Annotated in this window: 12 protein-coding genes; 6 read left to right on the plus strand and 6 right to left on the minus strand. The window is 68.3% G+C overall.

All coding sequences use genetic code 11. From position 1 onward, the window contains the following. Nucleotides 1–87 precede the first annotated feature (87 nt). Nucleotides 88–1,158, plus strand: a complete 1,071-nt coding sequence (locus AC5LXX_RS06235; protein ID WP_493410824.1) for a porin — start codon at nucleotides 88–90, stop codon at nucleotides 1,156–1,158. A gap of 58 nt (nucleotides 1,159–1,216) precedes the next feature. Here the strand turns inward: AC5LXX_RS06235 and AC5LXX_RS06240 are convergent, their stop codons facing one another. Further along, nucleotides 1,217–2,173 carry a LysR family transcriptional regulator gene (locus AC5LXX_RS06240; RefSeq protein ID WP_175842843.1) on the minus strand — a complete coding sequence of 319 codons (957 nt, stop codon included), beginning with the start codon at nucleotides 2,171–2,173 and terminating at the stop codon, nucleotides 1,217–1,219. A gap of 188 nt (nucleotides 2,174–2,361) precedes the next feature. Here AC5LXX_RS06240 and AC5LXX_RS06245 point away from each other — a divergent pair, with 188 nt between their 5' ends. The 4 genes from AC5LXX_RS06245 (at nucleotide 2,362) to AC5LXX_RS06260 (ending at nucleotide 6,412) form a co-directional block, all read left to right on the plus strand. Then, entirely contained in the window at nucleotides 2,362–3,672 is a 1,311-nt protein-coding gene (locus AC5LXX_RS06245; RefSeq protein WP_493410825.1) for an MFS transporter, read from the plus strand. Between the two features lie 31 nt (nucleotides 3,673–3,703). Continuing rightward, on the plus strand, nucleotides 3,704–4,975 hold the full coding sequence (locus AC5LXX_RS06250; protein ID WP_493410826.1) for a Zn-dependent hydrolase: 1,272 nt from the start codon (nucleotides 3,704–3,706) through the stop codon (nucleotides 4,973–4,975). Nucleotides 4,976–5,000: 25 nt separating this feature from the next. After that, nucleotides 5,001–6,023, plus strand: coding sequence for a histone deacetylase family protein (locus tag AC5LXX_RS06255; RefSeq protein WP_493410827.1), 1,023 nt, complete (start codon nucleotides 5,001–5,003; stop codon nucleotides 6,021–6,023). Between the two features lie 71 nt (nucleotides 6,024–6,094). After that, entirely contained in the window at nucleotides 6,095–6,412 is a 318-nt protein-coding gene (locus AC5LXX_RS06260) for a hypothetical protein (RefSeq protein WP_493410828.1), read from the plus strand. A 31-nt stretch (nucleotides 6,413–6,443) separates the two neighbouring features. Here AC5LXX_RS06260 and AC5LXX_RS06265 read toward each other — a convergent pair whose 3' ends face one another. From AC5LXX_RS06265 to AC5LXX_RS06280, 4 genes are all read right to left on the minus strand, one after another. Next, complete coding sequence (locus AC5LXX_RS06265) at nucleotides 6,444–7,406, minus strand: Csu type fimbrial protein (protein ID WP_493410829.1); 963 nt, start codon at nucleotides 7,404–7,406, stop codon at nucleotides 6,444–6,446. Beyond that, nucleotides 7,403–9,700: a fimbria/pilus outer membrane usher protein gene (locus tag AC5LXX_RS06270; RefSeq protein ID WP_493410830.1), complete on the minus strand. Its 2,298-nt coding sequence runs from the start codon at nucleotides 9,698–9,700 to the stop codon at nucleotides 7,403–7,405. The genes AC5LXX_RS06265 and AC5LXX_RS06270 overlap by 4 nt, the downstream gene beginning before the upstream one ends. 94 nt (nucleotides 9,701–9,794) lie before the next feature. Then, nucleotides 9,795–10,514 (minus strand): fimbrial biogenesis chaperone, encoded by a 720-nt coding sequence (locus AC5LXX_RS06275; RefSeq protein ID WP_493410831.1) that lies wholly within the window; start codon nucleotides 10,512–10,514, stop codon nucleotides 9,795–9,797. A 15-nt stretch (nucleotides 10,515–10,529) separates the two neighbouring features. After that, nucleotides 10,530–11,027, minus strand: coding sequence for a Csu type fimbrial protein (locus AC5LXX_RS06280; protein WP_493411093.1), 498 nt, complete (start codon nucleotides 11,025–11,027; stop codon nucleotides 10,530–10,532). A 175-nt stretch (nucleotides 11,028–11,202) separates the two neighbouring features. Between AC5LXX_RS06280 and AC5LXX_RS06285 the strand changes: the two genes are divergently transcribed. After that, the gene (locus tag AC5LXX_RS06285) at nucleotides 11,203–11,352 is read left to right on the plus strand and encodes a hypothetical protein (RefSeq protein WP_493410832.1); all 150 of its coding nucleotides are present in this window, start codon (nucleotides 11,203–11,205) and stop codon (nucleotides 11,350–11,352) included. Nucleotides 11,353–11,589: 237 nt separating this feature from the next. Here AC5LXX_RS06285 and AC5LXX_RS06290 read toward each other — a convergent pair whose 3' ends face one another. Further along, nucleotides 11,590–12,795 (minus strand): MFS transporter, encoded by a 1,206-nt coding sequence (locus AC5LXX_RS06290; RefSeq protein WP_493410833.1) that lies wholly within the window; start codon nucleotides 12,793–12,795, stop codon nucleotides 11,590–11,592. Nucleotides 12,796–13,255 lie beyond the last annotated feature (460 nt).

Raw genomic sequence — 13,255 nt, forward strand, 5'->3', positions numbered from 1 at the left:
TCGACCCGACCGATTTCCATTCCTGCGATACCGGTACGGCGTGATTGCCGCGCCCGGCGTCGTGTCATTCTTCGTTTATTAAATAGTATGACTAATTATATTGAAGCGCACGGCAGCGATTGCCGAGCGTGGCCGGTGTACGCCGGTCTTCGCACGACGGTCGCAGTCGCGTGCCTCGCCGCCTCGGGAACCGTGCTCGCGCAGGACGGCGTCACGCTGTACGGCGTGATCGACGAATTCGCGCAGGTCGTGAATACGGGTAACGGATATACGGCGGCGCTCAACTCGGGCGGCCAGTGGGGCAGCCGGTTCGGATTGAAGGGCGGCGAGGATATCGGCGGCGGCCAGAAGATCGAGTTCGCGCTGGAAAACGGCTTCAATCCGAACGACGGTTCGCTGGCGAGCACCGGCAGCCTGTTCAACCGGCAGGCGTGGGTCGGCCTTTCGGGACAATGGGGCAAGGTGCGCGCGGGCCGGCAGAATTCGCCGCTGTTCAACGACCAGGGCGGGCAGGATGCGTTCGGCGGCGTCACGCAGGCGTCCGGCATGGACAACCTGACCGTGTTCGCGTTTCGCACGAGCAACACGCTGTCGTACCAGAGCCCGGAGATCGCCGGTTTCCAGGGCGGGCTGTACTTCGGGTTCGGCGACGCGGGCGGCGTGCGCTCGGCCCGCTCCAGCCAGCAGTTCGACCTGACCTACGAACATGGGCCGTTCGGCGCGTTCGTCGCGGGGCAGTGGTTGAAGAACGCGACGGCGACCACGACCGACCGCACGATCATGGCCGGCGCATCGTACGAGATCGGCAAGGCCACCGTGTACGGCGGCTTTTCGGCGGTGAAGTGGGCCGACCTCGGCATCGATTCGCGCGTGTACGGGCTGTCGGTCAAATACCGGTTCAACCCGGCGAATACTGTCGCGCTCGGCTATGCGTACCTGCACGACCAGTCGTCGCAAGGCAACCATGCGGACCAGCTCGGGCTGATGTACGAGTACGACCTGTCGAAGCGCACGAGCTTCTACGGCGCGCTGTCGTACCTGCGCAACCGCAACCAGGCCGGCTACACGCTCGCCGGCGCGGCGAACCCCGGCTTGCCGCTCGCGTATCCGGGCGCGAATGCGCGCGGCGCGCAGCTTGGCATCGTGCATCGCTTCTGACGTTGCCGACGCGCCGGGCCGCGTGCGCCCGGCGCTTTCCTCCGGCGCATGCGCGCCGTCATTTCCCGAGCCGCTCCGCGAGCGAATAGCGCTGCATGCAGCGCTCCATCGCGTCGAGAAACGCATGCTCGGCCGCGTTCATCTTGCGGTCGCGATGCCACAGCAGGAACACGTCGACGTCGACGAGCCCGTCGTCGGGCGGCAGCCGCCACAGCCGCTGCTGCGCGATGTCGTCGCGCACGATGTGCTCCGGCAGGCAGCCGATTCCGTAGCCCGCAAAGATCAGCCGCCGCACTTCCTCGAGGCTCGGCGACGACGCGACGATGCGGCCCGTGAAGCCCTTCTGGTCGCGGAACACGGTGAGCGGCGACAGGCTGTCGCCGATCTGGTCGCTCGTGAACGACACGAAATTCTCCGCGAGCAGGTCGTCCATCCGCAACTGCGTCTGCCCGAACAGCCGGTGATGGCGGCCGCAGTAGATCGCATAGCGCTGGCGCAGGAAACAGCGCATCTCCAGCTTGTCGTGCGGCGTGCGGCACAGGCCGAGCCCGGCCGTGGCCGTCTTCTGCAGCAGCGACGAAAGGATGTCCGACGAACGCATCACTTCGATCTGCAGGTCGATGCGCGGATACGCGCGATGGAATTCCGCGAGGAACTCGTCGTAGACGGGCGATTCGATGCGGCTCACCGTCAGCAGCCGGATCGAGCCGGTCAGGTCGGCCGTGCTGTCGTCGATTTCGGTTTCGAGACGCGAGATGCCGCCGTAGATGTCGCTCGCGATCCGGTACACGGCTTCGCCGGCCGGCGTCGGCGCGAAGTGTGCGCCGCGCCGCTCGATCAGCCGGCGTTCCAGCGTCTCCTCGAGCCGCCGCAGCGCCTGGCTCACGGCCGGCTGCGTCACGTGCAGGCGCGCGGCCGCACGGCTCACGCTGCGCTCCTGCATGATCACCAGGTAGGTGCGCAGCAGGTTCCAGTCGAGGCGGTCGTTCAGGAACGGGGCGAGGTCGGGGCGCATCGGGTCTCCGGGCGGGCGGCGATCAGTCATTAGTTAAATTTATACGGCGAATAATAACTTGAAATTTGACTAATGATTTGCGGCCACCGATAAAGGAGGGGCGCCGCAGCGTGCGGCGCGAGGCCGCGACAGACGGCCATCACCCGATATTGCGTGTCGCCCCGCCGCGGCGCGCGTCAGGAGCCCGCATGACCCAGTCCCTTCCTTCCGCCCGCCAGCCGGCACGCGCCGCGACGGCCGCGTTCATCGGCACGATGATCGAGTGGTACGACTTCTACATCTACGCGACCGCAGCCGCGCTCGTGTTCGGCGAACTCTATTTCCCGTCGCACGACCGCTTCGTCAGCACGATGGCGTCGTTTGCGACGTTCGCGGTCGGCTTCTTCGCGCGGCCGCTCGGCGGTGTGATCTTCGGCCATCTCGGCGACCGCATCGGCCGCAAGAAGGCGCTGATGACGACGCTGATGATGATGGGCGTCGCGACCGTGTGCGTCGGGCTGCTGCCCGATTATTCGAAGGTCGGCATGCTCGCGCCGGTGCTGCTCGTCGCGCTGCGCGTGGTGCAGGGGATTGCGGTCGGCGGCGAATGGGGCGGCGCGGTGCTGATGGCCGGCGAGCATGCGCCGCAAGGGCGCCGCACGTTCTTCGCGTCGTTCGCGCAGCTTGGCAGCCCGGCCGGGCTGATCCTGTCGCTGATCGCGTTTCGCGCGGTCACGTCGATGGACAAGGCCGACTTCCTCGCATGGGGCTGGCGCCTGCCGTTTCTCGCGAGCGCGGTGCTGCTCGTGGTCGGCATCCTGATCCGGCTCGGCGTGAACGAGTCGCCGGAATTCGCACGCGTGAAGGAAACCAACCGCACGGTGAAGCTGCCGGTCGCGGAAGTGTTCCGCTCCGCGTCGGGGCTCGTGCTGCTCTGCATCGGCGCGAACACGATCGGTATCGCGGGCGTCTATTTCACCAACACGTTCATGATCGCGTACACGACGCAGTACGTCGGCGTCTCGCGTTCGCTGATTCTCGACAGCCTGTTCGCGGTTGCGATCATCCAGTTCATCGCGCAGCCGATCGCCGCCTGGACCGCCGAGCGGATCGGCGGCGCACGCTTCCTGAAGCTCGCGGCGCTGCTCGCGATGCTGTCGCCGTATCCGATGTTCATGCTCGTGCAGGGCGGCACGTCCGCGTCACTGATCGCGGGCATCGCACTCGCGGTCGTCTGCATGGCCGGCTTCTATTCGGTGATCGCGGGCTTCGTCAGCGACGTGTTTCCCGCGCACGTGCGCTATTCGGCGATCTCGCTCGCGTATCAGATATGCGGCGCGATCGCAGGCGGCCTGACGCCGCTCGTCGGCACGTGGCTCGCGCATCGCTTCGCCGGCCAGTGGTGGCCGCTCGCGGTGTTCTACACGTGTCTCGCCGGTATCTCGCTGCTCTGCATCGTCGCGCTTGACGCACGCAGGGCAGCACGGCCGGCCGCCGCCGAAGCGCTCGGCTCGCACTGAACTTCAACGAACGAATTCATCCGGAGTGCACATGAAAGACCTGCTGGAAATCGACAGCGCCCGCTTGTGGCAGAGCCTGGCCGACATGGCGCGTGTCGGCGCGACGCCGCGCGGTGGTGTGCGGCGCCTCGCGCTCACCGATGATGACCGGCGCGGGCGCGACCTGTTCGCGCAATGGTGCCGCGACGCGGGGATGACGGTGAGCGTCGATGCAGTCGGCAACCTGTTCGCGCGGCGCGACGGCACCGATGCGCAGGCCGCGCCCGTGCTGATCGGCAGCCACCTCGATACGCAGCCGGAAGGCGGCCGTTTCGACGGCGTCTATGGCGTGCTCGCCGCGCTCGAACTCGTGCGCACGCTGAACGACGCGGGCATCGCGACCGGCAAGCCGCTCGAGATCGTGTCCTGGACCAACGAGGAAGGCGCACGCTTCGCGCCGGCGATGCTCGGGTCGGCCGTGTTCACGGGCGCGTTGCCGCTCGACGAAGCGCTCGCGAAGCAGGACGCCGACGGCGTCACGCTCGGCGCCGCACTGGACGCGTGCGGCTATCGCGGCACGCGTGCGACGGGCGGTGCGGTCGACGCGTATTTCGAAGCGCATATCGAACAGGGGCCCGTGCTCGAGGCGAACGGCACGACGATCGGCATCGTCACGGGCGGGCAGGCGATCCGCTGGCTCGACGTGACCGTGACGGGCGTGGCCGCGCATGCGGGCACGACGCCGATGCCGTATCGCAAGGACGCGTATTTCGCGAGCGCGCAGATCGCGCTCGAACTCGAACGGATCGTCGCCGGCCACGCACCGCGCGGGCTTGCGACGATCGGGCAGGTCGGGATCCGCAATGCGTCGCGCAACACCATTGCCGGCGACCTGACGTTCACGGTCGACCTGCGCCATCACGACGATGCCGAAGTCGATGCGATGGAGCGCGACCTGCGCGAGGCGTGCGCACGGGTCGCCGCCGCGCGTGGCGTGCAGGTCGCGATCGACACCTGCTGGCGCAGCCCGGCGACGCCGTTCGACCGCGGCTGCGTCGAACTGGTTGCGCAGGCGGCCGAAGCGTTCGGCTACACGAACGAGCGGATCGTCAGCGGCGCCGGCCACGACGCGATCCTGCTCGCGCGCCGTTTCCCGACCGCGATGGTGTTCATCCCGTGCGTCGATGGCCTGTCGCACAACGAGGCCGAGGACGCGCTGCCCGACGACGTGACGCGCGGCACGAACGTGCTGCTCCATGCGGTGCTGGCGCGCGCAGGCATCGCGGCGCGCGTCGAAGCGGCGGCCGCCGCGCACGACGCGTGACGCGGGGAATCGACGAGGACGAACGATGAAAACCTATTTCCATCCCGAACAACTGCTGCACCATCCGCGCAGCTACCTGTCGCGCGGCCGGATGCGCGAACCGCAGGAAGTGCCTGAACGCGCGGCGCGGCTCGTCGCGGCCGTGCGCGCGCTCGACTTCGACGTGCGCGAGCCGGCCGACCGCGGCACCGCGCCGATCGCGGCCGTACACGACATGAACTACCTGCGCTTTCTCGAAGAGGCGCATCGCGACTGGAAGCGGATGCCCGACGACTGGGGCGACGAAGTGATGTCGAACGTGTTCGTGCGCGACCCGAACCCGTTGCGCGGGGTGCTCGCGAAAGCCGCGCGCTATCTCGCCGACGGCAGCTGCCCGGTCGGTGCGAATACGTGGCGCGCCGCGTACTGGTCCGCACAGGACGCGCTCGCGGCCGCGGCCGACGTCAACGACGGCGCGCGCGCGGCTTACGCGCTGTGCCGGCCGCCCGGCCATCACGCGCGCCGCGATGCGGCCGGCGGGTTCTGCTACCTGAACAATGCGGCGATCGCCGCGCAAGCGCTGCTCGGTCGCCATCGTCGCGTCGCGATCCTCGACACCGACATGCATCACGGGCAGGGTGTGCAGGAGATCTTCTACGGCCGCGACGATGTGCTGTACGTATCGATCCACGGCGATCCGACCAACTTCTACCCGGTCGTCGCGGGTTACGAGGAAGAGACCGGCGCGGGTGCCGGCGACGGCTTCAACCTCAACCTGCCGATGCCGCACGGTTCGCCGGAGTCGGCATTCTTCGAGCGGCTCGACGACGCGCTGCGTGCGCTCGCGCGCTTCCAGCCCGACGCGCTTGTGCTCGCGCTCGGCTTCGACATCTACAAGGACGATCCGCAATCGCAGGTTGCCGTCACGACCGACGGGTTCGGGCGGCTCGGCGGCGCGCTCGGCGCGCTCGGGTTGCCGACGGTGATCGTGCAGGAGGGCGGTTATCACCTCGACAGCCTCGATGCGAACGCCCGTGCGTTCTTCGGCGGGTTTGCCGCGGGGCGCTGATCGTTTCGGCGGGGCCGGATCGCGCGTGTGCGGGTTCAAGTTTTTCGTGCATACGCCGATAATTCGCGCATATGGACGGATGCACGAAGGAGGGCCGCACGATGACAGCCGGCCAAATCGGACGCGCTGCGATCGCGCTCGCGATGCTGGGCGCCGGGGCGGGCGCGGTCGCAACGGAACCGTCGATTTCGCTGCGCGTCAGCCTCACCATTCCGGAAACCTGCACGATCGGTCCTCCCGTTCGACAGGCCACCGCCCCCGACATGCCGAGCGTCAGCTGTGCGCACGGTACGCCGTTCGTGGTGAGCCACGCGCCCCTGCCCGATCCGCGATCGGCGCCGCGCGGTGTCGGCGCGGGCGCGTCGCCCGCATGGACCGTCATGTTCTGAACGGCGGCCCCGCGCGCGCCGGCCATTTCCGCTAGAAACTGATCGTCGCCGTGATCGTGTCGCTGTAGTTGCCGGGCGCCGGTGTGGTCTGCGCCGGCACCGCGCCGTACACGGTCACGACCTGCGACGTGCCCGTGCCGACGCCCGTGGCCGTCGAGCTGCCACCCGTGCCGTCGCCCCACGGGATCGAGCGTGCGGCATCCGTGTACAGCCCGTAATTGATTGTGCCGCCACCGCCGCTGCGCTGCATCGCGCGTGCCATCACGTTGCCGGTACCGCCGCCGTTCAGCGCGATTTGCCACGCATCGCCGTTCGTGCACAGTGCGGTGATCGAGCCGGTTGCCGCGAGTGTGCCCGACAGCACGCTCGCGGTGCCGAAGTTGACGTTGGTCGCGCTGATGTTGCAGTTGTTGGTCACGTCCGCCGTCGCGGTGAACGGGAAGGTGCCGTTCGACGCCGTCAACGACGCGCAGGTCGGCGCGCCGAGCAGGTAGAACCCCGCGTTGAGCGACGTCGTGTTGCCGCCGAACGTCTGCGAGTAGGTCGTGGTGCTGTTGCCCGTCGTCGGCACGGTCGGCTGGTTCGACGTGATCTGTCCGTAGATCGTGACCGTGGCGCTCGCGCTCGTGCCGAGCGCGGGTTTGGCGAGCGTGACGGCGGCGGGTGTCGTGCCGGAATAGATGGAGCCCCACGCGACCGAATGCCCGCCGTCGAGAAAGAGGTCGTACTGCATCGCGTTGGTGCCGTTGACGAGGCTGCGCGGGCTCGTGCCGCCGAGATTCAGGCAGACGAGCACGTTCGGTGTCAGCGTGACGGCCGACCAGGTGCACGTGACGCTGACGGTGCCGGTCGCTGTGACCGATGCGCGCGAAATCGGGCTGACCGAGCCGAAGCTCACCGTCGACGCGGTGGCCGTGCATGTCTCGGCCTGCGCGTGACGCGGCACGCCGCACCATGCGACGACCGCCAGGACGAGCAGCAGCGCGACCCTCATGGCGCCGCCCGGCAGGTGAGCGGGCCGACGGTCGGCAGCGTGCCGTTGCCCGGGGCGGCAAACGCGAATGCCACGGTGCAACGCCGGGTGCCGTAGTCGACCGCGAGATGGTTGTCGTCCTTCAGCCCGTCGATGAACGTCAGTCCGTCGTAGCCGACGATCGTGTCCGCGCCGCTTTCGGCGTGATGCACGCGTGCGCCGGCCGGCAGCGGATTTCCGGCCGCGTCGCGCAGGATCACCGACGCCGCGCGATAGCGCGACACGCCGAAATGCGCGACGACGCCCGATCGCGCCTGCGGCACGATCGTCATCGACGTGCGGGCGATCCGTGCATCGGCCGGCAGCTTCATCGAGTCGATCGCGACTTGGTTGTTCTGGTACGCGTTCAGGTCGGGTACGAGCAGATGCCCCGCGTGATCGGTCGTGCCGATCACGCGGTTCTCGTGCAGCACCGGGATGCCCGCGACGCCGTCGGTCGACACCAGCGCGAAGCCGTCGTCGATGCGGCGCGACAACTGCAGGCTGCTGTCCATGAACACGAGCGCGCCGCCGACGTCGAGCGACGCACCGGTCTGCCGGTCGATGTTCTGCGCGGCCGCGATGACCTCACCCGCACGGCCGAGATAGCGGACCTGCGCTTGCCGGTAGGGCACCGCGCTCGTGCCGCCGGTCTGCACGCCCCAGCCCCAGCCGCCGTCGTAGTCCGGCGGACGGCTCGCGTCGACGGTGTAGTTCGACTGGCCGCGCTGACGGCCGACGGTCGCGTTGATCGACGTGTTGCGGCCGAGCCCGATGTTCAGCGACACGAACGCGCCGCTCGCACCCTGCTGCGCGAAATCGCGATACGCGCTGACGCTCATCGATGCGAGATCGCCGAAGCTCAGCGTGTACGACACCGTGCCGATCCGCGCACTCGGGCCCTGCGGCAGCCGGAAGCCGATATAGCTGAGCGACAGCGTCTGGCGGTAGACGAACGGCAGCGCAAGCGTCGCCTGGTCGGTCGCCGACGGCACCGGTGCGCCGTCGCGCGACGCCAGGTCGCCGTAGCGGCCGAATGCGCGGGTCGTCTGTGCGTTGATCGAGAAGCGCGGTTCGATCAGCTGGTAGCCGACGCTCGCCTGCGTGCCGGGAAAGCGGCCGGCGCTCCCCGCGACTGCGCCGCTCACGACGCCGGCATAGCCGAGCCGCATCAGCGCGCCGACGCCGGCATTGAGCACGCCGCCGGTCGCTTCTGCATGCCCTTCGACGGTCAGCGTGTCGCTGACGCCGCGCCGCACCGAGCCGCTGACGGCCGGCCGCGCGTCGTAGTCGAACGACTGCAGCGCATAGTTGCGGCGCAGGAAACCGGCTTCGAACGAGTAGCTCGACAACCCGGCCGACAGCATGCGCGTATCGACGTACAGCGGCACCGACGTCGCGACCGTGCGCCCGAGCGCGTCGCGCGTGATGACGGTCGCCTGGCCGGCGCCGGTGATGCCGGGCACGTCGTGGATGATGAACGGGCCGCTCGGCACGTTGCCGGTGTACTGCCGCACGTTGTTGATGTACAGGTCGACCGCCGACGGCACCGCCGCGGAGCCCGCGAGCGACGGAATCGGGAACGTCACGAGGTCTGGCCGCAGTGCGAAGTTGCTGCGCCACTGGAAGCCGCCGAAGCGCACCGAGCGCGTCCACGCGAGCGATCCCGAGATCGCGTCGCCGATCTGCGTCGTGCTCGGCCGCGCCGGGTCCGAGCGGCTCCACGACGTGTCGAAGCGCGTGTAGCGCCGCTGGCCGTTGTAGAAATACGCGGTGCCGGTGGTATTGAACACGCCGTTCGGATCGAAGTAGCGCACGTCGGTATAGAGCGAGAACTGCCGGTCGCCGATCATCTGCGCATAGGCCTCGTAGTTGATCGCGAGCCCGCGCGACGCGGTGGCCGCTTGCGTGGCCGGCAATGCGCGGCTGTCGAGCGCGTAAGGGCGGCGCAGCGCGTCGGTCATCTCCAGGTCGACGCTCTGGCGTGCGGCGTCGTAGCGGTAGTGCAGGCCGGGAAGCGAGTCGAGCTCGACCGTCGCCGCGTCGGCGATGCCGAGCCGGTCGGTCGCGACGCCGATCGTGCGCAGGTCGGCGCCGCTCGCGGACAGGTGGCCGTCGCGTTCGCGGAAGTGCGCGAGCAGCGCCGTGTTTTCGCCGTTGACGCTGACTTCGAGGATCACGTCGTGGGTGCTGTCGGTCATCACGAGCGCCGCCGGTTCGTCCGCGCGAGCGCCGCCGGGCACGAGCAGGCGGCCCGCCACGACGGCCGCGAGCACGATGCGCCGGGTGCGTCGCGACGTTCCGCGTCCGTTGGCCGGGCGCGTGCCGGCGCGTGGCGAGGGGGAAGAGGCCGGGCGGCGCACCGGCGATCTAGCCCGGCGGCTCTACCGCCACGACCGCGCTGGCCGGCTGGGAATTGACGGCCGCCCGGACCGTGACCTTGCCGCCGAGCGTGACGCCGGCCGGCAGCGGCACGCTCCACTGGCCCGTGCGGCCGGCGAGCGCATAGCCGAGCAGGCCGCGCGTGAGCGGGTACGCATGGCCGTCGCCGGTCACGAGCTCGACCGACGCCAGTTGCGCACGCCGCGCGCCGCCGTTGCGCACGCGCAGCACCCAGCCGCCGTTGCTGCGCGCGAGCGCCCAGTCGAGCTGCGGTGCGCCGTTGGTCGGCGGTTCGACGAATACCGGAATGGAATAGCGGAGCCGGATCGACACGCCGTTGGTCGGTGTCTCGCCGGGCGGCGGCAGTTCGTCGATCAGCAGCCGGTAGCTCTGCTCGATACCGGACGGCGCACGCGAGGCGCGGACGACGCGGATCAGCTGCTCGGACTGCGTGCCGACCTCGATCAGCGGCGGGCTCGCGACGAGATCCTGCGTGGGCGTCAGCGTGTCCTGGCCGTCGGCCTGGTCCCAGCGGAACACGCGCACCTGTCCGTAGACGGGCCGCTCGCCCGGATTGCGCAGCGTGATGCCGGTGGCCGTGTCGTCGGTGCCGAATTCGATCGTGACGGGGGAGATCTGCAGCGACGCGGCGTGCGCGGCGCCGGCCGCGCACAGCAGCGCGGCGAGCGTTCGACGTAATGCGGTCATGCGAGGCGGCGCCGGTCAGAAGTAGACGGTTGCGGTGACGGTCGTCTGATAGGTGTCCGGCTTCGGCGTTGCTTGCGCGGGCACCTGGCCGTAGACGGTCAGCGCCTGCGCGGCGCCAGTGCCGGTGCCGGCCACCGTGTTCGTGCCTTGCGTGTTGCCCCAGATCGTCGTGCGCCCGGCGTCCTGGTACAGCTGGAAGTCGATGGTCGTCGTCGTGTTGCCGGTCGACGTGCCGGCCATCAGGCGGCTGGCGACGCTCGATCCCGTGACCGAACCGGCATCGAGGCCGACGTTGTACGGTGTCGTGTTGGTACAAGTGACGCTGACGGTCGTCTGCTGGTTGATCGCGGTCGCCAGTACGCCGTTGGTGCCGAAGGCCAGCGGGTTCGCGGCGATCGTGCAGTTCGGCTGCAGGGTCAGCGTGACGTTGAAGGTGGCGGTCGCGGTGCCGTTCGTATAGACGGCTGCGTCGGCGGTGGGTGTCGAAAGGCCGATTGACAGCGCGAGCGACAATGTCGTGGATGCGATGGCGACTTTCACACTGATCCCCTCATCGAGCGGTTTTTCGTTGGATTTATGCCGCGTTCCGCATGCCACGGCGTAGTAAATGCTGATACGAATCGATGAGTCTTTCAATCTTAAAATCTGGTCAGTTTCATTTTGTTACAATTAATGGATTATTAATTGAATGAATCTGGAGAATATTGCGCTTTTTGATTTTATTCTTGTCCCGCTGGATGAAAGCTTTTTTCGCGACATGGAATCGGACGTGCAGGTCGGACAAGGCGGCACGCTTTTCGACCGACGCAGCGCGCGGTGTCGACTGTCGCTGGATTGAGAATTAATCTCAGTGCTGAAGCGAAGAACTGGATGCGAATCATTCGAATGGATCGAATCGATTTTTTTGCTTGTGAATCGATCCGATTTGAATGGCGCCATAAAAGGAAGGCTTCGGGATTTCTCCGGATTGAAAAGCGGAGAATCTCGACTAAGTGCTGAAAATAAAAGCGGCCGCATTGCGCGGCCGTAAAAATGCGTGCGGAACGGGCCCCCGCAGTCCGGGCCTTGCCCGCGCTTACGAGTTCGCGGCGGCCGGCGAGCGGCGGCGCTGCGTGACCTGCAGCATGACGAGCGCAAGTCCGGCCGCGGCGATCAGCCCGCCGACGAGCGGCACCGCCGCGTAGCCGAACCCGGCCGAGAGCGCCGCACCGCCGGCAGCCGCGCCCACTGCATTGCCGAGGTTGAACGCACCGATGTTGACGGCGGACGCGAGGCCCGGCGCTTCATGGGCGGCGCGCATCACGCGCATCTGCAGCGGCGGTACGACCGCGAACGTCGCGACACCCCAGACGAGCAGCGTGACGGCGGCGCCGACATGCGTGCTGGCGAGCAGCGGGAACGCAGCCATCGTCGCGATCAGCAACAGCAGGAAGCCGATCAGCGTGCCGTCGAGCGAACGGTCGGCGAGGCGGCCGCCCGCGATGTTGCCGATCGAGAAGCCGACGCCGATCAGCACGAGCATCGCGGTCACGAAGCCGGGCGTCGCGCCGGTCACGTGTGCGAGCGTCGGCGCGACATAGGTGTAGAGCGTGAACATCGCGCCGGCGCCGAGCACCGTCGTCGCGAGCGCGCCGAGCACGACAGGGCGCGTCAGCACCGAGAGTTCGGCACGCAGGTTGGGCATCTCGCCGGCTTCGCCCTTCGGCAGCGCGGCGAACAGGCCGGCGATCGCGATCAGGCCGAGGCCCGCGGTTGCCGCGAACGACATGCGCCAGCCGATGATCTGGCCGAGCCAGGTCGCGGCCGGCACGCCGCCGACGTTCGCGATCGTGAGGCCCATGAACATCGTCGCCACCGCGCTCGCCTGCTTCTCGCGCGGCACGAGGCTGGCCGCGACCACCGAGCCGAGCCCGAAGAACGCGCCGTGGTTGAGGCTCGTCACGAGGCGGGCGAGCAGCAGCGTCGTGTAGCCCGGCGCGACGGCCGACAGCAGGTTGCCGATCGTGAAGATCGACATCAGCGCGATCAGCGCCGAGCGGCGCGACCAGCGTGCGAGCAGCAGCGTCATCAGCGGCGCGCCGACCATCACGCCGATCGCATACGCGCTGATCAGCATGCCGGCCTGCGGAATCGACACGTGCACGCCGTCGGCGATCACGGGCAGCAAGCCCATCGGCGAGAATTCGGTCGTGCCGATGCCGAACGCACCGGCGGCGAGCGCCAGCAGCGGCAGCGCGGCGCTGCCGCCCGGGCGGGAAGGAGAAGATGTCGTGGCGTTCACGCGATGGGCTCCTGTAGTCGAGGGGCAACGGCACGGGACCGTTGCGGACAGGGCGAAGTGTGCCTGCATTACTTTTGCGGAAAAAGCCGCGCGCGGACGAAATTATCTTGATTTCATGTCAACAATGCGGACGGTGAGCCGTGCGCTCGAGAGGCCCGTGGGCGTTGTGCCGGCGCGGTTGGCGAGCGACGGTGTCTTTTGTGAAAGGCATTGGTAATGCGGGCGCCGGATCCGTCGGCCACGCGGTTGCGATTCGGAGGCGGTTTCCGGCCGGTGAAGGACCATCCGGCATGGCACGCCGGACGTTGCCCCGGCGACGTGCCGCCAGGCGGCCCGGGCCCGTCGCCCCGGCGCTTTCCATCACCTGGAGCCGGAATCGCGCGACGGCCGGAAACCCTTTTCAGGCAAGGCACCAAAGCAAAAAAGCCCCGACCACAGGGGGACCGTGACCGGGGCGGAA

The sequence above is a fragment of the Burkholderia torrens genome (genome assembly GCF_984668525.1).